At 71.2% G+C, this 21,827-nt stretch carries 17 protein-coding genes; 11 read left to right on the top strand and 6 right to left on the bottom strand.

Going from position 1 to position 21,827, the window contains the following annotated elements; all coding sequences use genetic code 11:
• Positions 1–64: 64 nt before the first annotated feature.
• The 3 genes from AB0D53_RS06910 to AB0D53_RS06900 are packed head-to-tail and all read left to right on the top strand — an operon-like array spanning position 65 to position 2,921.
• Complete coding sequence (locus AB0D53_RS06910) at positions 65–907, top strand: DUF5819 family protein (protein ID WP_362441224.1); 843 nt, start codon at positions 65–67, stop codon at positions 905–907.
• Positions 802–2,169 (top strand): HTTM domain-containing protein, encoded by a 1,368-nt coding sequence (locus AB0D53_RS06905; protein WP_362441221.1) that lies wholly within the window; start codon positions 802–804, stop codon positions 2,167–2,169. Before AB0D53_RS06910 ends, AB0D53_RS06905 begins: the two co-directional genes overlap by 106 nt.
• Before the next feature lie 56 nt (positions 2,170–2,225).
• Entirely contained in the window at positions 2,226–2,921 is a 696-nt protein-coding gene (locus AB0D53_RS06900) for a TrmH family RNA methyltransferase (RefSeq protein ID WP_362441970.1), read from the top strand.
• Positions 2,922–2,985: 64 nt separating this feature from the next.
• Here AB0D53_RS06900 and paaN read toward each other — a convergent pair whose 3' ends face one another.
• Positions 2,986–4,686 carry a phenylacetic acid degradation protein PaaN gene (gene paaN / locus AB0D53_RS06895; RefSeq protein WP_362441218.1) on the bottom strand — a complete coding sequence of 567 codons (1,701 nt, stop codon included), beginning with the start codon at positions 4,684–4,686 and terminating at the stop codon, positions 2,986–2,988.
• A 123-nt stretch (positions 4,687–4,809) separates the two neighbouring features.
• On the opposite strand from paaN, the gene AB0D53_RS06890 reads away from it, so the two are divergent.
• Positions 4,810–5,403: a TetR/AcrR family transcriptional regulator gene (locus AB0D53_RS06890; RefSeq protein ID WP_362441215.1), complete on the top strand. Its 594-nt coding sequence runs from the start codon at positions 4,810–4,812 to the stop codon at positions 5,401–5,403.
• A gap of 58 nt (positions 5,404–5,461) precedes the next feature.
• On the opposite strand, the gene AB0D53_RS06885 is transcribed toward AB0D53_RS06890, so the two are convergent.
• Positions 5,462–5,968 (bottom strand): Lrp/AsnC family transcriptional regulator, encoded by a 507-nt coding sequence (locus tag AB0D53_RS06885; protein WP_362441967.1) that lies wholly within the window; start codon positions 5,966–5,968, stop codon positions 5,462–5,464.
• A 263-nt stretch (positions 5,969–6,231) separates the two neighbouring features.
• On the opposite strand from AB0D53_RS06885, the gene pdhA reads away from it, so the two are divergent.
• From pdhA to AB0D53_RS06850, 7 genes are all read left to right on the top strand, one after another.
• Positions 6,232–7,404, top strand: coding sequence for a pyruvate dehydrogenase (acetyl-transferring) E1 component subunit alpha (pdhA, locus tag AB0D53_RS06880; protein WP_362441212.1), 1,173 nt, complete (start codon positions 6,232–6,234; stop codon positions 7,402–7,404).
• A complete protein-coding gene (locus AB0D53_RS06875; RefSeq protein WP_362441209.1) occupies positions 7,401–8,432 on the top strand; it encodes an alpha-ketoacid dehydrogenase subunit beta in 1,032 nt (343 codons plus the stop codon). Before pdhA ends, AB0D53_RS06875 begins: the two co-directional genes overlap by 4 nt.
• Positions 8,432–9,913, top strand: coding sequence for a dihydrolipoamide acetyltransferase family protein (locus AB0D53_RS06870; protein ID WP_362441206.1), 1,482 nt, complete (start codon positions 8,432–8,434; stop codon positions 9,911–9,913). Before AB0D53_RS06875 ends, AB0D53_RS06870 begins: the two co-directional genes overlap by 1 nt.
• Before the next feature lie 241 nt (positions 9,914–10,154).
• Positions 10,155–11,009, top strand: a complete 855-nt coding sequence (locus AB0D53_RS06865) for an NTP transferase domain-containing protein (protein ID WP_362441203.1) — start codon at positions 10,155–10,157, stop codon at positions 11,007–11,009.
• Positions 11,010–11,059: 50 nt separating this feature from the next.
• Entirely contained in the window at positions 11,060–12,952 is a 1,893-nt protein-coding gene (locus AB0D53_RS06860; RefSeq protein ID WP_362441964.1) for a molybdopterin-binding protein, read from the top strand.
• Positions 12,910–14,052 (top strand): potassium channel family protein, encoded by a 1,143-nt coding sequence (locus tag AB0D53_RS06855; RefSeq protein WP_329820125.1) that lies wholly within the window; start codon positions 12,910–12,912, stop codon positions 14,050–14,052. Before AB0D53_RS06860 ends, AB0D53_RS06855 begins: the two co-directional genes overlap by 43 nt.
• Positions 14,053–14,252: 200 nt before the next feature.
• Positions 14,253–15,239 carry an NAD(P)H-quinone oxidoreductase gene (locus tag AB0D53_RS06850; protein ID WP_362441199.1) on the top strand — a complete coding sequence of 329 codons (987 nt, stop codon included), beginning with the start codon at positions 14,253–14,255 and terminating at the stop codon, positions 15,237–15,239.
• A 507-nt stretch (positions 15,240–15,746) separates the two neighbouring features.
• Here the strand turns inward: AB0D53_RS06850 and AB0D53_RS06845 are convergent.
• The 4 genes from AB0D53_RS06845 to AB0D53_RS06830 form a co-directional block, all read right to left on the bottom strand.
• Positions 15,747–16,295: a bacterial proteasome activator family protein gene (locus tag AB0D53_RS06845; RefSeq protein WP_329820127.1), complete on the bottom strand. Its 549-nt coding sequence runs from the start codon at positions 16,293–16,295 to the stop codon at positions 15,747–15,749.
• Positions 16,296–16,423: 128 nt separating this feature from the next.
• A complete protein-coding gene (locus tag AB0D53_RS06840; RefSeq protein WP_362441195.1) occupies positions 16,424–19,270 on the bottom strand; it encodes an FtsX-like permease family protein in 2,847 nt (948 codons plus the stop codon).
• A complete protein-coding gene (locus AB0D53_RS06835; RefSeq protein ID WP_362441192.1) occupies positions 19,267–20,034 on the bottom strand; it encodes an ABC transporter ATP-binding protein in 768 nt (255 codons plus the stop codon). Before AB0D53_RS06835 ends, AB0D53_RS06840 begins: the two co-directional genes overlap by 4 nt.
• Positions 20,035–20,228: 194 nt before the next feature.
• Positions 20,229–20,843: a PadR family transcriptional regulator gene (locus AB0D53_RS06830; protein WP_362441188.1), complete on the bottom strand. Its 615-nt coding sequence runs from the start codon at positions 20,841–20,843 to the stop codon at positions 20,229–20,231.
• Positions 20,844–21,827: the final 984 nt, after the last annotated feature.

Here is a 21,827-nt window from a genome sequence, read left to right as displayed (position 1 = left end):
CGACGGCCCGTAGGGTGTCAACCCTGTGGATAACTGACCGGGGATCGACGGGGATCGGGGCGGGATGGATTCGTACGGCGACAGGGGTGCCGACAGCGGGGGCGGAAGTTCCGAGCCGGGGCCCGACCAGCGTGCACAAGTGGCTTTCGACGCTGGTCAGGCGCAGGAATCGGGATTTCGTGAATCGGATTCCCGGGAATCGGAGCCTCGCGAATCGGAGCCGCCTCAGGGATCGGAGCCGCCTCGCGATTCAGGGCCCCGTGCCGGAATAGCCGCCCTGTCGCTTCCGTACCAGATCGTCGCCGCAGTCGCGCTGTCCGTCATCGGGCTGGTCGCCTGTGGGCAACTGGCCATGGTGTTTCTGCACGTCGCCCCGTCCAACACCATGACCAAGCAGCACGGCGAAGCGGTCGACGACTGGATCTATCCCGAGTTCGAGCAGAACTGGAAGCTCTTCGCCCCGAATCCGCTCCAGCAGAACATCGCCATCCACGTACGGGCCGAGATAGCCGGCCCCGACGGGCGCCGCACCACTGCCTGGATGAGCCTTTCCGGCGAGGACGGCAAGGCGATACGCGGCAGTCTTCTCCCCAGCCACGTCCATCAGAACGAACTTCGCCGCGGCTGGGACTTCTACCTCGGCTCCCACGACAACGAGAACCGGGCCATCGGCCTTCGCGGGGAGCTCTCCGAGCGCTACATCCGCCGGATCGCGATGCTGCGCCTGGGCGAACACGACTACGGCGGCACCGTCGAGCGCATCCAGATCCGATCCGAGACGCGGTCCGTCGCGGCGCCCGCATGGAGCCAGGAGAAGATCAGTACGAGGCCGTCCTACCGGGTGCTGCCGTGGTGGACGGTGACCGCGGCGGATCTTCCCGCCGGCGCCGAGGGGGCGGACAAGTGAGTGCACCTGCCCTCGACCGCAAGATCGAGCCAAAGATCGACCAAAAGATCGCCCGCTCCGTCCAGCGCATCACCTCCACACCCTTCGGCCGGTATCAGAGTGCCGTCATCCGCATCGGTTTCTCGGCCACCTACCTGTTCTTCCTGCTGCGCGAATTTCCGCACCGCCACGAGATGTACGGCCCCGACGCCCCCTGGCGCTGGGACATGGCGCAGCAGCTCATATCCGGGAACCAGGCGTTCACCGCGCTGATGTGGTCGGACAACACGGTCTGGTTCGAGGTCGTGTACGCGGTCGCGCTGATCTCCGCGGCGCTGCTGATGGTCGGCTGGCACACCCGGGCCATGTCGGTCCTCTTCATGGCCGGGGTGCTCTCCCTGCAGAACCGCAGCATCTTCATGGGCGACGGCGGCGACAACGTCATCCATCTCATGGCGATCTATCTGATGCTCACGCGCTGCGGGCGGGTCTGGTCGTTGGACGCCCGGCGCGCGGCGCGACAGGCGCGTGCGGGAGCGGGCGATTCCGGTCACCCGGCGAGGGGGACCGTGGCCGGCACGGTCCTCTGGGCGGTGCTCGGCCTGGTGCTGATCGTGGCCAGTGCGACCGACGGGCTCGGCGGCACCTGGTGGCTGCCGACCCTTCTCTGGATCCTCTGGGTCGGCGAGGGCGCCTGGTGGGCTGTGAACCGTTACGCACCGCACAGCGAATCCCGCACCCTGCTCGATGTCATCGCCAACCTCGCCCACAACGCGACCCTCGTCGTGATCATGGCCGAGGTCTGTCTGATCTACGCCACCGCGGGGTGGTACAAGATCCAGGGTTCGCGGTGGCAGGACGGCACGGCGCTGTACTACCCGCTCAAGCTCGACTACTTCACGCCCTGGCCCTGGCTGTCGGACATCCTCGCCTCCAGCGGTGTCATGGTGATGCTGATCACGTACGGCACGGTCGTGGTCCAGGTCGCGTTTCCCTTCACCCTGTTCAACCGGCGGGTCAAGAACGTGCTGCTCGTCGCCATGATGTGTGAGCACGCCGGTATCGCTCTGCTGCTCGGACTGCCCTTCTTCTCCATGGCGATGATCGCCGCCGACTCCGTCTTCCTGCCGACCGTCTTCCTGGTGTGGCTCGGCGGCCGGGTGACCCGCGTCCGGGGACGGCTGTTCCCGGGCCGGGGCACAGTGCCCGGGCAGCGGCGTGGCACCCATGACGAGGAGGTCCCGCAGCACAGCGGCGACGAGGGCCATACGCTCGTCGGGTGAGCAGCAGCAGTGAGAGTGGCAGTACGCGCAGCACGGGCAGCGCAGGCAGCAGCGGCGTGGCGTCGTCGGCCGGGGAGTCCGGTCGGCCGGAGGAGACCGGGCGTTCCGCGGAGCCGTTGCAGTACGACGACGGCTTCGGGACGGAGATCGGCGTCGGGCCCCACCCGCTGCCGTGGCCCGAGGGCGAGCGGTACGACCCCGAGCTGCTCGCCCACGGCGACCGGCGCAACGTGGGCGACGCCTACCGGTACTGGACCCGGGAGGCGATCGTCGCCGATCTGGATCTGCGGCGGCACGACTTCCACGTCGCGGTCGAGAACTGGGGCCACGACTTCAACATCGGCTCCGTGGTGCGCACGGCGAACGCCTTCCTCGCCAAGGAGATCCATATCGTGGGGCGGCGGCGCTGGAACCGGCGCGGCGCGATGGTCACCGACCGGTACCAGCACGTGCGGCACCACCCCGACACGGAGTCGCTGACCGCGTGGGCGGAGGCGGAGGGCCTGCCGATCATCGGGATCGACAATCTGCCGGGGGCGGTGCCCCTGGAGCGGACCGAGCTGCCGCGGCGCTGTGTACTGCTCTTCGGGCAGGAAGGGCCCGGGCTCACCGAGGAGGCCCGTAAGCACGCGGTGATGGTGTGCTCCATCGCGCAGTTCGGTTCGACGCGGTCGATCAACGCGGGCGCCGCGGCCGCCGTCGCCATGCACGCGTGGGTGCAGCGGTACGCGGAGATCCCTGATCCGGCCTGATCCGAACGAAATCCTGGACGCCCGGTCCGGGGGGCGGGGCTTCGCCCCCCGGACCCTGGCCGGATCATGCCTGGCGGCGTACTTCCACCATGCGGAAGCGGTTGGACACAAAGGCTCCGTCGCACAATGCCGCGTTCGCCGCCGGGTTGCCGCCCGAGCCGTGGAAATCGGAGAAGGCGGCGGTCTGGTTGACGTACACCCCGCCGGTCAGGTTCAGCGACAGCTGCGCCGATTCGTCCAGGCAGACGTCTTCCACCGCGCTCTCCACCTCGGGTGAGGTGGTGTACGCGCCGACCGTCATCGCGCCCTTGTCGCGGACCGTGCGGCGGAGCAGCTCGACGGCATCGGCCGTCGAGTCGACCGCCACCGCGAAGGCGACCGGGCCGAAGCACTCCGACAGGTAGTGCTCCTCGTCGTCCGGCTTGGTGGCGTCCAGCTTGACGACGACGGGAGTGCGGACCACGGCGTCGGGGAACTCCGGGTTGGCCACCTCACGGGACGGCAGGACGACCTCGCCCAGATCCGCGGCTGCCTCCAGGCGGGCCTTCACATCGGGGTTGACGAGTGCGCCGAGCAGGGCGTTCGCCCGGCTGTCGTCGCCCAGCAGACCGCTGACCGCGGCGGCGATGTCGGCGACCACTTCGTCGTACGTCTTGTCGCCGGCGTCGGTGGTGATGCCGTCCCGGGGGATCAGCAGGTTCTGCGGGGTCGTGCACATCTGGCCGCTGTACAGGGAGAGGGAGAACGCCAGGTTGGACAGCATGCCGCGGTAGTCGTCCGTGGAGTCGAGGACGATCGTGTTGACCCCGGCCTTCTCCGTGTAGACCTGGGCCTGGCGGGCGTTGGTCTCCAGCCAGTCACCGAAGGCGGTGGACCCGGTGTAGTCGATGATCTTGACCTCGGGGCGGAGCGCGAGGGTCTTCGCGATGCCTTCGCCCGGTCGCTCGGCGGCCAGGGCGACCAGGTCGGGGTCGAAGCCCGCCTCGGCGAGCACCTCGCGGGCCAGCTGAACCGTGAGCGCGAGCGGAAGCACGGCGCGGGGGTGCGGCTTCACCAGGACGGGGTTGCCGGTGGCCAGGGAGGCGAAGAGGCCGGGGTAGCCGTTCCACGTGGGGAAGGTGTTGCAGCCGATCAGGAGCGAGATGCCGCGTGGTGCCGCGGTGAACGACTTCTGCAGCCGGAGCGGGTCGCGCTTGCCCTGCGGCTTGGACCAGTCGGCGCTCCGCGGCGTACGGATCTGCTCCTCGTACGCGTACGCCACGGCCTCCAGGCCGCGGTCCTGGGCGTGCGGGCCGCCCGCCTGGAACGCCATCATGAAGGCCTGGCCGCTGGTGTGCATCACGGCGTGAGCGAACTCGTGGGTCCTGGCACTGATCCGCGCGAGGATCTCCAGACAGACCAGAGCCCTGGTCTCGGGGCCCGCCGCACGCCAGGCAGGCATGGCCGCGCGCATGGCCGGAAGCAGGACGTCCAGGTCGGCGTGCGGATACTCGACGCCGAGCTCCGGGCCGTACGGCGAGACCTCCCCGCCCGTCCAGCCGTCGGTGCCGGGCTGGCCGAGGTCGAGCCGGGTGTTCAGCACGGCGTCGAACGCGGCCTTGCCCTCGGCGGCGCCCAGGCTGCCCGGGGCGCCGCCCTCGCCGTATGCCTTCGGGTGCTCGGGGTGCGGGGACCAGTAGGCGCGCGTACGGATCGCGTCGAGGGCCTGGTCGAGCGTGGGACGGTGCTTCTCGGACAACAGATGCGGGGAGAGCTCGGCGGCCATGACGGACCAACTCCTCATCGAGCTGGGCAGGGACGGGCGGACAGAGTTAGAGTAACCGAACGATCGGTCGGGACAAGGGGGCCCGCCAAACCTGTGGACAACTCGTAGGGGAGGATCGCGGACATGACCACGGCCAAGCGGGACACGTACACCCCGGAGACTCTGCTCACCGTTGCCGTCCGTGTCTTCAACGAGCGCGGCTACGACGGCACGTCCATGGAGCACCTCTCCAAGGCGGCAGGCATCTCGAAGTCGTCCATCTACCACCACGTCGCGGGCAAGGAGGAGCTCCTGCGCCGTGCGGTCAGCCGGGCGCTGGACGGGCTCTTCGGGATTCTCGACGAGCCGGGGGCGACGCAGGGGCGTGCGATCGAGCGGGTCGAGTACGTCACCCGTCGCACCGTCGACGTACTGATAGCCGAACTGCCCTACGTCACGCTGTTGCTGCGCGTGCGGGGCAATACGAAGACCGAGCGCTGGGCCATGGAGCGGCGGCGCGAGTTCGACCAGCGGGTGACCGATCTGCTCAAGGCGGCGGTCGCGGAGGGTGACCTCCGCTCCGACGTCGACATACGGCTGGTGACCCGGCTGCTCTTCGGAATGGTCAACTCCCTGGTGGAGTGGTACCGGCCGCTGCCCGACGGTGGGGTCGACGGGCAACGGCTGGCGGACACGCTCGTCCGTGTGGCCTTCGAGGGGATGCGGTCCAGCCGCTGAGCCGCTGAGCCGATGGGTCGATGGGTCGCCGAGTCGTCGGCCGGTGGCCGGGCAGTCGTCAGGTGAGCTCGGTGGGCCTGTCCGGGCCCTGGGCCAGGTCTGTCTCCTCGAACACCAGGAGCGTGCGGGTGGAGAGGACCTCGGGAATGGACTGGATCCGCGTCAGGACCAGTTCGCGCAGCGACCTGTTGTCCCGGGTGTGCACCAGCAGCAGTACATCGAAGTCGCCGCTGACCAGCGCGATATGAGTCGCACCCGGCAGGGCCTGGAGCTGTTCGCGCACCGTGCGCCAGGAATTCTGGACGATCTTGAGAGTGATGTAGGCGGAGGCCCCCTGTCCCGCCCGCTCGTGGTCCACGCGCGCGCTGAAGCCGCGGATCACGCCGTCGTCGATGAGCCGGTTGATCCGGGCATAGGCGTTGGCCCGGGACACATGGACGCGGTCGGCCACCGAACGTATCGAGGCGCGGCCGTCCGTCTGGAGCAGTCGCAGGATGCGGCGGTCGATGGCGTCGAGCGGGCGCGCGGGCGGAACCTGGCCGGCGTCCTCGCCCCCGTCGGCCATTTGTTCAGCTGACATGTGCCCCCGCCTCCCTGTCCTGGACGACCTGCCTCTATCCCAGGCTGTGGAGAACCGTTTGTCCACAGGCTGAAGGCGCCTGTAGCCAAAATGCGCTCGCGACCGAACAATCGGTAGGTGAGGGGCACCACACTCGTGCCTCGGACAGCGCTCGACATTTCGATGTATTTCGACACCCCTCGGCATCGGACGATCCCTGATGCCGACAGACGCCGCTCGAAACCCCTCGATGCCAGGAGGTGCTTGTCATGACGGTCCAAGAGCTGCCCGGCGCGGCTGCTTACCGGCCCACGCCGCCCCCGGCCTGGAAGCCGCTCACCGATCCCGCGCCGCTGCTCCCGGACCCCGAGCCGTACCGCGTGCTCGGTACGGACGCCGCGGCCGACGCCGATCCCGAGCTGCTGCTGAGGCTCTACGCGGAGCTGGTCCGCGGCCGGAGGTACAACGCGCAGGCCACCGCCCTCACCAAGCAGGGCCGGCTCGCCGTCTACCCGTCGAGCACGGGGCAGGAGGCCTGCGAGATAGCGGCCGCCCTGGTGCTGGAGGACCGGGACTGGCTCTTCCCCAGCTACCGGGACACCCTTGCCGCGGTGGCGCGCGGACTGGACCCGGTCGAGGCGCTGACGCTGCTGCGCGGTGACCGGCACACCGGTTACGACCCGCGCGAACACCGCATCGCACCGCTCTGCACCCCCCTCGCCACCCAGTTGCCGCACGCCGTCGGGCTGGCACACGCGGCGCGCCTCAAGGGCGACGACGTGGTGGCGCTCGCCATGGTCGGTGACGGCGGGACCAGCGAGGGCGATTTCCACGAGGCGCTGAATTTCGCGGCCGTCTGGCGTGCCCCGGTCGTTTTCCTCGTGCAGAACAACGGCTTCGCGATCTCCGTACCGCTGGCGAAGCAGACCGCCGCGCCGTCCCTGGCGCACAAGGCCGTGGGGTACGGGATGCCGGGCCGGCTGGTGGACGGAAACGACGCGGCCGCGATGCACCAGGTTCTCGGCGAGGCGGTGGCGCGGGCCCGGAGCGGCGGCGGACCGACGCTCGTCGAGGCGGTGACGTACCGCATGGACGCCCATACGAACGCCGACGACGCCACTCGTTACCGCGTCGACAGCGAGGTCGAGGCCTGGCGCGCGCACGACCCGATCCGGCTTCTGGAGCGCGAGCTGACCGGGCGGGGTCTGCTCGGTGACGACGGGATCGAAGAGGCACGCCAGGCCGCGGAGCGGATGGCAGCCGCGCTGCGCGAGCGGATGAACGCCGATCCGGTGCTGGACCCGATGGATCTGTTCTCCCATGTCTATACGGAGCAGACCGCACAACTGCGGGAGCAGGCGGCCCGGTTGCGTGTCGAGCTGGAAGCCGAGCAGGACCAGCAGGATCAGCACGGCCATGACGACGGGGAGGACGGGCGATGACCACCGCAGCGGCGACAGCCGGGGAGCGGGCGGTGAAGGCCAAGCCCGCCACGATGGCGCAGGCACTCGGGCGGGCGCTGCGCGACTCGATGGCGCAGGACCCGACGGTGCACGTCCTCGGTGAGGACGTCGGCACGCTCGGCGGGGTCTTCCGGATCACCGACGGTCTGGCGAAGGAGTTCGGCGAGGACCGCTGTACGGACACGCCGCTGGCCGAGGCGGGCATCCTCGGGGCGGCCGTGGGCATGGCGATGTACGGACTGCGGCCCGTGGTGGAGATGCAGTTCGACGCCTTCGCCTATCCGGCGTTCGAGCAGCTCATCAGCCATGTCGCGAAGATGCGGAACCGGACGGCCGGCGCCATGCCGCTGCCGATCACGGTCCGGGTGCCGTACGGCGGCGGGATCGGCGGGGTCGAGCACCACAGCGACTCCTCGGAGGCGTACTACATGGCGACGCCCGGCCTCCATGTCGTCACGCCCGCCACGGTCGAGGACGCGTACGGGCTGCTGAGGGCCTCGATCGCTTCCGACGATCCGGTGGTGTTCCTGGAGCCGAAGCGGCTCTACTGGTCGAAGGCGGACTGGTCGCCCGATGCGCCGGTGGCGGTGGAGCCGATAGGCCGGGCGGTCGTCCGCCGGACGGGCCGCAGCGCGACGCTGATCACGTACGGGCCGTCGCTGCCGGTCTGCATGGAGGCGGCGGAAGCGGCCGTCGAGGAGGGCTGGGACCTGGAGGTCGTGGACCTGCGCTCGCTGGTGCCGTTCGACGACGAGACCGTTGCCGCTTCCGTACGGCGTACCGGGCGTGCGGTCGTCGTCCACGAGTCCTCCGGTTTCGGCGGTCCGGGCGGTGAGATCGCGGCCCGGGTCACCGAGCGCTGCTTCCACCACCTGGAGGCGCCGGTGCTGCGGGTCTCGGGGTTCGACATTCCGTATCCGCCGCCGATGCAGGAGAAGCACCATCTGCCGGGCGTGGACCGGGTGCTGGACGCGGTCGCCCGCCTGCAGTGGGAGGCGGAGAGCTGATGCCCCAGGTACTCGAATTCAAGCTGCCGGACCTCGGCGAGGGGCTCACCGAGGCGGAGATCGTGCGCTGGCTGGTGGAGGTCGGCGATGTCGTCGCCATCGACCAGCCGGTCGTCGAGGTCGAGACGGCCAAGGCGATGGTCGAGGTGCCGTGCCCCTACGGGGGCGTGGTGACCGCGCGGTTCGGCGAAGAGGGCTCGGAACTGCCGGTCGGGGCCCCTCTGCTGACGGTGGCGGTCGCGGTGGGGTCGGACGACGAGGGGGCCGGGTCTGATTCCGGTTCCAGGTCCGGTTCCAGGTCCGGGGCTGGCTCGGTTTCCGGCGCTGGTTCCGGGGCCGTTTCCGGGTCCGCCTCAGGTTCAGGATCTGGTTCAGATTCCGGTTCCGGGGCCGGCGAGGTGGAGTCGTCCGGCAATGTGCTGGTCGGGTACGGGACGGGCGCACCGGTGGCGCGCCGTCGTCGGGTCCGTCCTGCTGCCGTGACGGCAGCTGTTCCCGCGCGGGTGGCTGTGGCTCCGACGCCGGCGCCCGATCCCGTGCCGGATGCGGCGACGGGGCCGGTGGCGGTCGTCTCCCCGCTGGTACGGAAGCTGGCGCGGCAGCATGAGCTCGATCTGCGACAGCTGGTGGGCTCGGGTCCGGACGGGCTGATCCTGCGGGCCGATGTCGAATCCGCGATCAGGGCGCTGGCCGAGGCGACGGCGGCTCCCCGACCGGTTTCGGCACCGTTGCCGGAGGTGGCGGTGGAGCCGGTTTCCGGGGCGGTGCCGGCGGGACCGGCCGCACAGCGGATTCCGTTGCGCGGTGTACGGGGCGCGGTCGCCGACAAGCTGGCTCGCAGCCGACGGGAGATCCCGGACGCCACGTGCTGGGTCGATGCCGATGCCACCGAGCTGATGGCGGCCAGGTCCGCGATGAACGGCGTCGGTGGTACGACCGGCGGGCCCAAGATTTCGGTGCTGGCCCTGCTGGCGCGTATCTGCACCGCGGCGCTGGCCCGGTTCCCCGAGCTCAACTCCACGGTGGACCTGGAAGCGCGGGAGATCGTGCGGTTGCCGGAGGTTCATCTCGGGTTCGCGGCGCAGACCGAGCGGGGCCTGGTCGTCCCCGTCGTGCGGGACGCGCAGGCCAGGAACGCAGAATCGATCGCGGCCGAGACAGCCCGGTTGACCGAGGCGGCGCGGGCCGGGCGGCTGACCCCGGCGGAGCTGACCGGTGGCACGTTCACGCTGAACAACTACGGGGTGTTCGGAGTCGATGGATCGACCCCGATCATCAACCACCCCGAGGCGGCGATGCTGGGCGTCGGCCGGATCGTGCCGAAGCCCTGGGTGCACCAGGGGGAGCTGGCCGTACGACAGGTGGTCCAGCTCTCGCTGACCTTCGATCACCGGGTCTGCGACGGCGGCACGGCGGGCGGCTTCCTGCGCTACATAGCCGACTGTGTGGAACAACCGGCGGTGCTGCTGCGCACGTTGTAGGCGGTACGGCAGGCGCGGCAGGCGCGGCAGGCGCGGCAGGCGCGGCAGGCGCGGCAGGCGCGGCAGGCGCGGCAGGCGCGGCAGGCACGGCAGGCACGGCAGGTAAGGCGGGCGGCGGGTACGGCGGGAGCGCCCGTGGGCTCCTGTTCGCCTGCCCCACCCGATCCTCCCGATCGGCTCGACCAGTTCGATCGCCGACCGGGAGGATCAACGGGATTCCGCGGCCCGCATACTCGGATGCATGACCGTGTATGACGCCATCATCCTTGCCGGAGGGGCTGCCAAGCGGCTCGGCGGTGCCGACAAGCCCGGGATCCGGGTCGGTGGCCGTGCGCTGCTCGACCGGGTCCTCGCGGCCTGCGCCGACGCCTCGACGACGGTGGTGGTGGGCGGGCGCCGGGGCACCGTAAGGCCGGTGATCTGGACGCGCGAAGAGCCCCGGGGCAGCGGTCCGTTGGCCGCGCTCGACGCGGGGGTCCGGCGGACTGCGGCGGACCGGGTCCTCGTGCTCTCCGCCGACCTGCCGTTCCTCGGTCCGGGCGCCGTCGGAGCGCTTCTGGACGCAGCTGGGGAAGGACAGCGGGACGGGGCCCTGTGCATCGATCAGCAGGGTCGCGACCAGCCTCTCGTCGCCGCCTACCGTGCCGAACCGCTGCGCCGTGAGCTCGCGCTGCTCGCCGCCGAGCACGGCGGTCTGTCCGGGCTCCCCCTGCGCCTGCTGACGCAGGAACTGGACCTTGCCCGGGTGGAGGCCGACCCGCTCGCCTCCTTCGACTGCGACACCTGGGAGGACATCGCGTCGGCCCGGGCCCGTATCAGAGAGCATGGGGCCGTGCTGGATGAATGGATCACCGCAGTCAAGAACGAACTCGGCATCGACCTCGACGTCGACACTGGCGTGCTGCTCGATCTCGCCCGTGACGCCGCCCATGGTGTCGCCCGGCCCGCCGCGCCGCTGACGACCTTCCTCGTCGGGTACGCGGCGGCCAAGGCGAGCAGCGAAGAAGGGGGTGACGGAGCTACGGCGGTGGCCGAGGCCGCCCGCAAGGCTGCCGCGCTCGCCCTTCGTTGGGCGGACGAGAACGAGACGCAATGACCGCGCGTAGTGATGGGTCCGATCGGCCCCCGGGCGCGGACATCGCGTCGATGGACATCGGGCCGTCCCCGGCCGAGGGTTCTTCCCCGGCCGCCAGCCTTTCCGGAGCTGCCGGTTCTCCCCCGGCTGGCGGTTCTTCCCCGGCCGTCGGTTCTCCTGCGGCTGGCGGTTCTTCCTCGGGCGGCGGGTCACTCCCAGGGAGCGACCGTACGCAAAGCGGGGAGCGAAGCCGGACCTCGGTGGACCGGGCCGTTGAGCAGGCCCTCGCGCTGGTCGGAGGTCAATCGTCCGGTGCACCGCACTCCCCGGATCAGCCGCACTCCGCAGATCAGCCGCATTCCCCGGATCAGCCGCACTCCGCAGATCAGCCGCACTCCGCAGATCAGCCGCACTCCCCGGATCAGCCGCACTCCGTAGACCAGCCGCACTCCACCAGGCGGCCTCGTCCTGGGGACGAACGCGCTGAACCTGCGGCGGCACCCCGTTCGCTGCCCCCGGACCGGGACGCCGGCGCGGCCGATGCGCATGGCCGTGGCGGGCGCCGGCAGGAGCACCGGCAGAGGCACTCGGCCTCGGTCCCCTGGCGGGAAGCGCGGGCGCTCGCCGTCCGGGCGGGACAGGCCATCGAGGTCCGAGCAGGCAGACTCCCGCTCGACCGGGCGCTCGGGCATGTACTCGCCGAGCCGCTCGTCGCCCTCACCGATCTGCCGTCCTTCAACACCTCTGCCATGGACGGCTGGGTCGTCTCGGGACCGGGTCCGTGGAACATCCGCGAGGTCGCCGGGGCCGGAGACGAGAAGCGGGCCGGTGCCGGCCCGGGCAGGGACCTGGGCATCCTCGCCGGGCGGAGCACCGCCGCCCCGCTGCGCGACGGAGATGCCGTACGGATCGCCACCGGCGCCCGTGTTCCGGCGGAAGGCGATGCCGTGATCCGCAGCGAACACGCGCACGTGGACGAGGCCAGGAGGCTTCTTCACGCGAAGCAGCAGGTGCTGCCCGGGCAGGACATCAGGTCCCGTGGCCAGGAGTGCCGTGCCGGCGATCGGCTCATGCCCGCCGGAACGCTGGTGACGCCCGCCGTTCTGGGGCTGGCAGCCGCGGCCGGGTACGACGCACTCGTCGTGGTGCCTCGTCCCCGCGTCGACGTCCTCGTGCTCGGTGACGAGCTGCTGACCGGCGGTCTGCCGCACGACGGGCTGATCCGTGACGCGCTCGGCCCGATGATCGGTCCCTGGCTGCGCGCGCTGGGCGCCGAGGTATCGGCCCCGCAGCGCCTCGGCGACGACGCGGCGGCCCTGCGGCGCGTGCTCACGACGTCCGAGGCCGATCTGGTCATCACCACGGGCGGTACGGCTGCGGGCCCGGTGGACCACGTCCACCCGGTCCTCGCCGAGATCGGGGCCGAGCTGCTCGTCGACGGGGTCGCTGTCCGCCCCGGCCACCCGATGCTGCTGGCCAGGCTCAGGAAAGAGGACGCAGCGGCGGTGCCATCCGGCAGCCGGGGTGGGGCGCGGGGCGGGGAACCGTATCTCGTCGGATTGCCCGGCAATCCCCTGGCCGCCGTCTCCGGGCTCCTCACCCTCGCCGAGCCCCTGCTCCGGGGCCTGTCCGGCCGGGCGCCGGAGGCGCCGTACCGGGCCGTCGTGCGCGACGAGGTGCACGGGCATCCGCGTGACGCCCGGCTGGTCCCCGTCGTCCACCGGGCGGGCGGAAGGAGCGGCGGACCGGGAAGCGGGTGCGGCGGCGGAGGGGCGGGAACCGGGAGCGGCGCCGAGCACGTCGTACCGCTGCAATACAACGGTCCGGCGATGCTTCGCGGGGTCGCCGCTGCCGACGGGCTGGCCGTCGTACCGCCGGGCGGGGTACGGTCCGGCACCGAGGTGGAGATCCTCGATCTACCGTGGGCCTCGGCGATGCCGTGGACGGAAGGGTGTTTCACGTGAAACTTCCCGGCCACGATGCGATGGCCAGGCGCGCCGACGAGCACGTCGTACCCACCCGGGTACTGCTCCCGCGCAGAGTTGTCGACGGACCGGCACGGCAGGTCGCCAAGCGGCTGCTGATGGCGCTTCTGGTACTTGCCGCGACGGTGCTGATCGTCTGGCTGGACCGCGGCGGGTACCACGACGCCGCCGACAACAAGGTCGACCTGCTGGACGCGGTGTACTACGCGACCGTCACCCTCTCCACCACCGGCTACGGCGACATCACCCCGTACGGGGACACCGCCCGGCTCACCAATGTGGTGCTCGTGACACCACTGCGGGTGCTCTTCCTGATCATCCTGGTCGGCACCACTCTCGAGGTCCTTACGGAACGGACCCGGGAGGACTTTCGGCTGAAGCGTTGGAGAACCAACTTGCGTGATCACACCGTTGTCGTCGGCTTCGGGACGAAGGGCCGCTCGGCCATCCAGACCCTGTGTGCCACCGGCCTGAAGAAGGAACAGATCGTCATCGTCGACCCGGCGACGAAGGTGATCGAGATCGCCAACGCCGAGGGCTTCGTCGGTGTGGTCGGTGATGCGACGCGCAGCGAGGTGCTGTTGCGGGCGGAGCTCCAGAAGGCGCGGCAGATCATCATCGCCACCCAGCGGGATGACACGGCGGTACTGGTGGCGCTGACGGCCCGGCAGCTCAACCGTGGCGCGAAGATCGTCGCGGCGGTGCGCGAGGAGGAGAACGCCCCCTTGCTCCGGCAGTCCGGCGCCGACGCGGTGATCACCAGCGCCAGTGCGGCGGGCCGGCTGCTGGGTCTCTCCGTGCTCAGCCCCAGCGCGGGCACGGTGATGGAGGACCTGATCCAGCAGGGCAGCGGGCTCGATCTCGTCGAACGCCCGGTGATAAAGGCGGAGGTGGGCAAGAGCGTCCGGGAGACCGATGACCTCGTGGTCAGCGTGTTGCGGGGGCATCGGCTGCTGGGTTACGACGATCCTGCGGCCAGCCCGCTGCAGTTGACGGACCGGTTGATCACCATCGTGCGCGCCTCGAACGAGTCGCCGCTGGACGGCCCGCACTCAAGCGCACCGCGCCCACTCGACTGATCCGGCCGGCCCGCGTGCGGCCGGCCTCGGCAACGTACCGCCGGTTTCGGCGATGTACGGTCGGCCCGGTCGACGTACGGTCGGCCTGGTCAACGTGGGACCGGCCCGGTCGACGTACGGTCAGCCCGGTCGACGTGGGACCGGCCGTCCGTGTGGCGCCGTTCGCGGTACTTCACCTGCCGCGGAGTAGCCTCGCCGCCATGTATGCGATCACGATCCCTGAACCCGGCGGTCCCGAGGCGCTCGTCTGGGCCGAGGTGCCCGATCCGGTGGCCGGCGAGGGCGAGGTCCTCGTCGATGTCGTGTCCAGCGCGGTCAATCGCGCCGATGTGCTGCAACGGCAGGGGTTCTACAACCCGCCGCCCGGCGCGTCCCCGTACCCCGGCCTGGAGTGCTCGGGCCGTGTCTCGGCGATCGGTCCGGGTGTCACCGGCTGGGCGGTCGGCGACGAGGTGTGTGCGCTGCTCGCGGGCGGCGGATACGCGGAGAAGGTCGCCGTGCCCGCCGGGCAGCTGCTGCCCGTACCGGACGGCATCGACACGGCTCTGGCGGCGGCGCTCCCCGAGGTTACGGCCACGGTCTGGTCCAACGTCTTCATGGTGGCCCATCTGCGCCCCGGCGAGACGCTGTTGGTGCACGGCGGGTCCAGTGGCATCGGCACGATGGCGATCCAGCTCGCCAAGGCCGTGGGCGCGCGGGTCGCGGTCACCGCCGGGGGACCGGAGAAGCTGGCGCGCTGCGCGGAGCTCGGGGCCGACATCCTGATCGACTACCGGGAGCAGGACTTCGTCCAGGAGCTGCGCAAGGCGACCGACGGGGTCGGCGCGGACGTCATCCTCGACATCGTCGGCGCGAAGTACCTGGACCGGAACGTGCAGGCGCTCGCCGTCAACGGCAGGCTGGCCGTCATCGGCCTTCAGGGCGGCGTCAAGGGCGAGCTGAATCTGGGTGCCCTGCTGAACAAGCGGGCCGCCGTCACCGCGACCTCGCTGCGCGGCCGCCCGCTCGCCGAGAAGGCCGCCATCGTCGCCGCCGTGCGCGAGCACGTCTGGCCGCTGGTTGCGGACGGTGTCGTACGGCCGGTCGTGGACCGCACGGTGCCGATGCCGGACGCCGCCGAGGCCCACCGGGTACTGGAGTCCAGCGCGCACATCGGAAAGGTGCTGCTGCGGGCCCCCGCCGTCTGACGCCGGCTCGGCCCGGCCGGCTCGGGGCTGCGGGCGCCGTGGTCTGGCGTCGGTCCGGTCCGGGCTTGTGGGCGTCTGTGGTCTGGCGCTGGTCCGGTCCGGCTCGGGCCTGCGGCCCCTGCGGCCCTGCGGTCCGGCGTCGGCCCGGTCCGGGCTTGCGGGCGCCTATGGTCTGACGCTGGCCGGGCCCGCTCGGCCTGGCCGCCTGGCCGCCCGGCCGCCCGCTCGGCCTGGCCCGCCCACCCGGCCTGGACTGGCCCACCCGGCTCACCCGGCCCGGCCCACCCGGCCCGGGCTGACGGGCCCCGCAGCCTGACCCCGGCCCAGGCCCGCCCCAGGCCCCTGCTTCCTCCGCCCCACCGCACGAAAAGGCCCGGCGCACCGGTCATGGACCATGTGCGCCGGGCCTTGGTGCCGCCCGCTGTCGGGGGGCGTACGTATGGCGTACGTATGGCGTACGTATGAGGGATCAGGAACCAGGGATATCGGAGGCGCAGGGGCCGAGGGCTACAGGTAAGGGCCCGACCTGAGGGCCCCGTGCGGGTCCCCGCTGCCGTCCTCGTCCTCGTGGCCGCTGCCCGGCGGAAGGGCGCGGCGCATCTGCTCCAACTGGGCCCGGGCCGCCATCTGCTGGGCGAACAGCGCCGTCTGGATGCCGTGGAACAGGCCCTCCAGCCAGCCCACCAACTGGGCCTGGGCGATCCTGAGTTCCGCCTCGGAGGGCACCGACTCGTCGGTGAACGGCAGGGAGAGCCGCTCCAGCTCCTCCACCAGCTCCGGCGCGAGGCCGTCCTCCAGCTCCTTCACGGAGCTGGCGTGGATCTCCTTGAGCCTGACCCGGCTCGCCTCGTCGAGAGGAGCCGCCCTGACCTCCTCCAGGAGTTGCTTGATCATGCTGCCGATGCGCATGACCTTCGCGGGCTGCTCGACCATCTCCGTCACCGGGACCTCACGCGATTCGTCGTCAGTGCCACCGCCGCCGATCGCCATGCCGTCCTGCCCCACCACGAGGACTTGGGGGTGCTCCTGCGACCGTTCATTCCTCGGCATCTCCATGGCGCCATTGTCTCGCACACCTGCCGTACAACACCGTGGTGCCCCCGCAAACGGTTGATCCACCGTCCACGGGGGCACCAAGTCAGCCGGTCAGCCCACCGGCCGCACCACCTCTGCGGCCTCCGGGATCACCCGGCCCTGCGCGCCAGCGCGAGGCGGGAGCGGGTGAGCGCCGTGGCGAGCAGACCGGCCAGCAGCGGCACGCCCACCACGAGCAGGCCGAGGGTGGCCCAGGGCAGCACGATCGGCGTGTACGCCGACTCCGTGGGCTGCGTCCGCATCATCTCCAGCGCCTGGCGCAGATCGACCATCCGCAGGGCCACCGCCGGCACCAGTCCGGCCAGCGTGCCGAGCACCACACCCGTGAGCGCCACCACCACGCACTGGAAGCCGGACAGCTTCCGCCGTACGCCCGGGGGTGCGCCGACCGCGCTGAGCGTGTTGAGGTCGGCCTCCGCGTCCGCCTTGGCCAGGCCCGTCGTGATCGCGGCGGCGCCCAGCGTCACCATTCCGGCGAACAGGGTCAGGATCAGCAGCATGGAGTTGTCGGTGCGGCCGGGGCCGGAGTCGGACTGTGCCCAGATGCCGCCGCCGGCCTGCTCGATCGCGCCGTAGGTCCGCTGCTCCTCGGCGTCCGTGGGCGCGTGGGTGACCGCGTACACGCTTCCGCTCGCCTGGGTGTGCAGGCCGAGCCGTTCCGCGGTCCGCTGCGGCAGGATCATGTTGATCCCGGGGGTGGCGGCGTACTTCTCGGGTGCCACGTACACCTTCAGGCTGTCCGTGCTGGTGCGGGCCTTGCCCGGGTGCAGCTTCCGGCCCTGCTTGTCCTTGTCGCTGTAGTGGTGGACGGCCTTGATGGTGACTTCGCCGTTCTTCGCGAACACCGGGTTGAGCAGTACCGGTGTGCCCGCTGCCAGCGCCTTGGCGGCGGCGGGGTCGTCGAGCTTCACATAGGTGCTGAGCATGGCTTCGTCCGCCACGACGATGCCGTGTTCACCGGCGTTGAAGACGCCGGACGTCATGATGCCGACGAGGCAGGCGGGGGAACGCATCAGCTTCTTGTGCTCGTCGGCGGTGAGCCGCGCGGCGAGTTCCTTGGCGCCCTTGCCGGTGAGCGGGCAGGAGGCTGCCTTTCCGGCGGGCTTGACCAGCTCGACCGAGCCGCAGGCGTTCTCCGCGTCGCCGTAGACGTTGCAGTCGCTGCCCGCCCATACGTGCCGGAAGTCGGCGTGCCCGCCGGTGACGGCCATGTTCCGCTCGACGGCGGCCCGTGCCTGCGGGAGCCGGGCGGCAGTCTTGTCGTCGAAGGCGGAGATGACGACGGTCCCCTCGTTCAGGGAGGGAACGTAGTTGTACTCCGCCTCGGCCATGGCGCTGGACATGTACGTGGCGATGGCGACCGAACCGGCGACCGCCGCCATGACGGCCGCGACCGCGGGTGCGGTACGGCCGCGGTTGCGGGCCGCGTCACGCAGCGCCAGCCGGGGCGAGAGCGGCAGCCTGCTGCTGAGCCGCCCGAGGAAGCCGACGATCACCGGGATGCAGGCGAGCAGTCCGAGCTCGGCGGTCACCGAGCCTCCGGCGACCAGCGCCGAGTCCCCGGCGGTGCCGCCGTAGACGGCGACGGCGCATCCGATGGCCAGTACACAGGCGCCCAGAACGGGCAGCACCCGCGAGGAGCACCGGACGCCGCGGCGTCCGGTGAGCGACTCCAGCACCGACTGCCGGCTCGCCACGATCGCCGGGGCGAACGCCGCCAGCAGCCCCGTGATCAGGCCGATGACCGCGATGACCAGCAGTTCCGTGGGATTGAGGGCAAGCGAGACGAAGCGGTTCCCGGCCCACTGCTCGATCATGGGGCGGAACACCGCGGTGGCTGCCAGCCCGACCGCCACACCGGCCACGGCCCCGACGCCGCCGAGCACCAGGCCGCCGCCGAGCACCACGGCCCGGACATGACGCCGGTCCCCGCCGCAGGTGCCGAGGAGGCCGAGCTGACGGCGGGAGCGGCGCGCGCCGACGGCGAAGGCCGGTCCGGCGAGCAGCACGATCTCCAGGACCGCCATGGCGACCACGGTGACCAGCGCCGCGCTCATCTTCCCGGAGCTGTCCGGGTACTCCTCGACACCCTTCCTGGCCAGCGGGACCTCGGAGTCCGGAGGCGGGTCCAGGACGACCTGACGGGACTTGACGAGGACGCCCGACTCATTGGCCGCCATGACGTCCGGCCAGGTCACCCCCACTCCCTCGGGACCCTTGACCAGCCACTGCTGGGAGCCGGTGTTCGGCGGCAGCACCTTCTTGTCCTGGTCGGCCCTGGCCTGCCACGGGGCGATGACCGCTCCCGGATCGGCGTACAGAGCCTCGGAGCTCAGCTGGTCCGGCTGCTCGACCACGCCGGTGATCGTGTACTTCTTGCCGAAGTTGCGCACGGTGGTGGTCGAACCGACGTGCAGGCCGGTGGACTTCAGGAACGGCTCGGTGGCCGCCACCTCGTCCTTGCCGTGCGGGAAGGCACCGCGTACGAGGTCGATCTTGCCGCGGGCCAGCTCGTCCGAGGTCCGGAATTCGTAGATCTCGGTGTTGGCGATGCCGTAACCGGTGGTGATCCCGGCCGGGACGGACTGGATGCTGATCGCCCGCGAGCCCTTGGGGAACGTGGTGCTGATGTCGATCGGCGGGGCGTCCTCGTCGATCGGCGCGTTCTCGTCGACCCGGTCGTACCTCTGCCCGTCGGGCAGCTGCTGGATGGGGCCGATCTGCTCGTCGCTGAAGAGCGCGTCGGCGGAGCCCATCGAGGCCGTCAGCTCTTCGGCCGTGGTCGGTGTCACGCTGCGGTACGTCACGTCGAGGGCGGTGACGCCGAGGACGGGTACGGCGATCATCGCGACCACCAGTGCGCTGCGGCCCTTGAACCGCATCGCGTCGCGCCGGGCTATCCGCAGGGCGGCGCGCCAGCCGGTGAAGAGGCTCACTTGGCGGCCTCGGGGGCGAGCAGCGATTCCGCGTCGGCGTGGCCGGTGAGCGTCTGGTCGACGACCGAACCGTCCCGGAGGAACACGACCCGGTCCGCCCAGGCCGCGTACCGCGGCTCGTGCGTCACCATCACACCGGCGGCGCCCTGGTCGCAGCGGCTGCGCAGCAGCGCGAGGACCTGCTCGCCGGTCTCGGAGTCGAGAGCTCCGGTCGGTTCGTCGGCGAGCACCAGGCGCCGGTCCCCCACCAGCGCACGGGCGATGGCGACGCGCTGCTGCTGGCCGCCGGACATCTCGTCCGGGAACCGGTCGGCGATCTCCAGGAGCTTCATCTCCTCCAGCGCCGCCCTGGCCTCCTTGCGGGCCTTGCGGACGGAGACGCCGTCGAGTTCGCGCGGCAGGGCGATGTTCTCGGCGGCGGTGAGGGCGGGGATCAGGTTGTAGTCCTGGAAGACATAGCCGACGCTGCGGCGGCGCAGGGCGGCGACGCCCTTGCGGCCGAGCCCGGCTATGTCCTGGCCCTCGATGACGACCTGGCCGCTGGTCGCGGTGTCGAGACCGCCCGCGATGGTCAGCAGGGTCGACTTGCCGGAGCCGGACGGGCCCATCACGGCGATGAGTTCACCGGCGTACACGGACAGGTCGATGCCGCGCAGGGCGTGCACCTCGGCGATGCCGGAGCCGTGGGTGCGGGTGAGCGCCCGGAGTTCGAGGACCGGCGCACCGGCCGGTGTCGCGGATCGGGACGGGACGTGCGAGGACATGGTGAGTGGTTCCCCCTCGGAACGGGTGTGGAGTTACGGGCCCGCGGCCCTGCGGTCCGTGGCGGGGCGGGCCTTCTGGTCTGTGGCCGTGCGGCCCTGGTCCGTGGCCAGGTGGACCTTCTGGTCCGTGGCCGTGCGGCCCTGCGGTCCGTGGCCGTGCGGCCCTGAGTCCCCGAGGCCCTGAGCTTTCGCGTTCAGCGCCGGCTGCGCGGGCGGGCGATACGGGACATGACGCGGCCGGTCGTACGGGCCTCGGGTTCCGGCTCCGTGGCGGCGGCGTCGGCGAGGCGGACCAGCCGGGTCTCGCAGTGGTCCAGCCAGCGGGCCTCGGCCTCCGCCTGGAAGATCAGCTGCTCCAGTACGAGCAGCCAGGCGACCTCGTCGCGGTTGGCCGGGACGTCGCTGAGCGACTGCGCCTTGAGGCGGGTGTAGTCCTGCATCGCCTTGAGGGTGTGGTGGCGCTGGGACTGGATGACGGCACGGATGTCGACCCCGGGGGCGCCTACCGCCATGGCGAGCTTGATGGCCAGTTCGTCGCGGGGCGGGTTGCTGCGGTCGACCGGCGTCTCGAACCAGTTCCGCAGCTCGGCGCGTCCGTCGTCGGTGATCGCGTAGAGAGCGTGCCCCTGGTCGTCCTCGTCGTCCTGCACGACCAGGCCGTCGCGCTCCAGCCGGCTGAGCGTCGTGTACACCTGGCCGACGTTGAGCGGCCAGGTGGAGCCGGTGCGCGACTCGAATTCGGTGCGGAGCTGGGAGCCGTACCGGGGCCCCCGTTCCAGAAGGGCCAGCAGCCCGTGGCGGATCGACATACCCAGTATGTATACCGAGTATGTTCCTCGATGCAAGTCTCCGCCGGGCCCACGGGTGGGGTGGGGCCCCGGTTCGTCAAGAGTCCGTGGGAGGTGTGCGAGCGGCTCAGTCCGCCCGGCGCATGCGGAATGCCAGGAAGCCCAGCCCCAGTCCTATCAGCGCGATTCCCGCGCCCAGTGATACCCGCTTCACCCGCTGTACGGTCGACCCGTCCAGAGCCTGCTGCGGGAGCCGGTCGCTTCCGGAGGAGGTGTTCGCCTCGGGTATCGCGGCAGGCGCCGGCCCCGGATCGGTTGGCGCGGGGGGCGCGTCGGGCTCTGGGAGCGAGCTGTCCACGTGCGCGAACTCCCACGGCGAGAGCTGCCGCCCGGGCCGCAACCGCCCCTCCCCGGCCTCACGCCCGGCGAGCGGGGGCTGCACCTCGGTACCCGGCGGCTCCTCGTCGGAGCCGGAGGAGGGGTCCGGCAGGGGTGTACGGGACGGCGACGGCGACGACGTGGGCGAGGCCGACGCCGGGTCGGCGGGGGAGCCGGAGGCCGGGACAGTGGGGTGCGGAGAGCCTGGAGGCGCTGGGGCGGCGGATGCGCCGTCCGGGGGAACGGCCGTCGGTATGGACGAGGGTTCGGCCGAAGGAGTGGCCGGGTCCGCGGCCGACGGGTCGGCACCCGGAACACCGGAAGGCCGGGCGGTGGCTCCGGCCGAGGTGCGCGAGGGCGGCGTCACCGGGGAGCTCAGCGGCCCTGTCGACCGACCGGACGCCCCCTGTCCGGCCTGCGCCTCTCCCGCCGCGGCCCCCAGTGCCGCCCCCGCCGTCAATATGAGGCAGGCCACACACCTTGTGGGCCGTGAAGGGAGATGTCCTGAAGCCATGGACATACCGTCACATGTGATGGTATGTCCGGCATCTCGAATCCATGCTCAGCTGTATCCGGTGCCGGCACCGGCGCATGAGCGGGACGTGCGAATGTGCTCCGGGAACGCTT

It is taken from the genome of Streptomyces sp. NPDC048295 (assembly GCF_040652135.1).
In the GTDB taxonomy this organism is placed as follows: Bacteria; Actinomycetota; Actinomycetes; order Streptomycetales; family Streptomycetaceae; genus Streptomyces.
Note: the sequence above shows the minus strand (reverse complement) of the source record. Positions and strands in the feature narration are given on the sequence as shown.

Bases quoted from the DNA above. Each gene is read 5' to 3' on its own strand.
- AB0D53_RS06910 (WP_362441224.1), top strand. From the start codon at position 65: ATGGATTCGTACGGCGACAGGGGTGCCGACAGCGGGGGCGGAAGTTCC.
- AB0D53_RS06905 (WP_362441221.1), top strand. From the start codon at position 802: ATGGAGCCAGGAGAAGATCAGTACGAGGCCGTCCTACCGGGTGCTGCC.
- paaN (WP_362441218.1), bottom strand. From the start codon at position 4,686: ATGGCCGCCGAGCTCTCCCCGCATCTGTTGTCCGAGAAGCACCGTCCC.
- AB0D53_RS06890 (WP_362441215.1), top strand. From the start codon at position 4,810: ATGACCACGGCCAAGCGGGACACGTACACCCCGGAGACTCTGCTCACC.
- AB0D53_RS06885 (WP_362441967.1), bottom strand. From the start codon at position 5,968: ATGGCCGACGGGGGCGAGGACGCCGGCCAGGTTCCGCCCGCGCGCCCG.
- pdhA (WP_362441212.1), top strand. From the start codon at position 6,232: ATGACGGTCCAAGAGCTGCCCGGCGCGGCTGCTTACCGGCCCACGCCG.
- AB0D53_RS06875 (WP_362441209.1), top strand. From the start codon at position 7,401: ATGACCACCGCAGCGGCGACAGCCGGGGAGCGGGCGGTGAAGGCCAAG.
- AB0D53_RS06870 (WP_362441206.1), top strand. From the start codon at position 8,432: ATGCCCCAGGTACTCGAATTCAAGCTGCCGGACCTCGGCGAGGGGCTC.
- AB0D53_RS06865 (WP_362441203.1), top strand. From the start codon at position 10,155: ATGACCGTGTATGACGCCATCATCCTTGCCGGAGGGGCTGCCAAGCGG.
- AB0D53_RS06860 (WP_362441964.1), top strand. From the start codon at position 11,060: ATGGACATCGGGCCGTCCCCGGCCGAGGGTTCTTCCCCGGCCGCCAGC.
- AB0D53_RS06850 (WP_362441199.1), top strand. From the start codon at position 14,253: ATGTATGCGATCACGATCCCTGAACCCGGCGGTCCCGAGGCGCTCGTC.
- AB0D53_RS06845 (WP_329820127.1), bottom strand. From the start codon at position 16,295: ATGGAGATGCCGAGGAATGAACGGTCGCAGGAGCACCCCCAAGTCCTC.
- AB0D53_RS06835 (WP_362441192.1), bottom strand. From the start codon at position 20,034: ATGTCCTCGCACGTCCCGTCCCGATCCGCGACACCGGCCGGTGCGCCG.
- AB0D53_RS06830 (WP_362441188.1), bottom strand. From the start codon at position 20,843: ATGTCGATCCGCCACGGGCTGCTGGCCCTTCTGGAACGGGGGCCCCGG.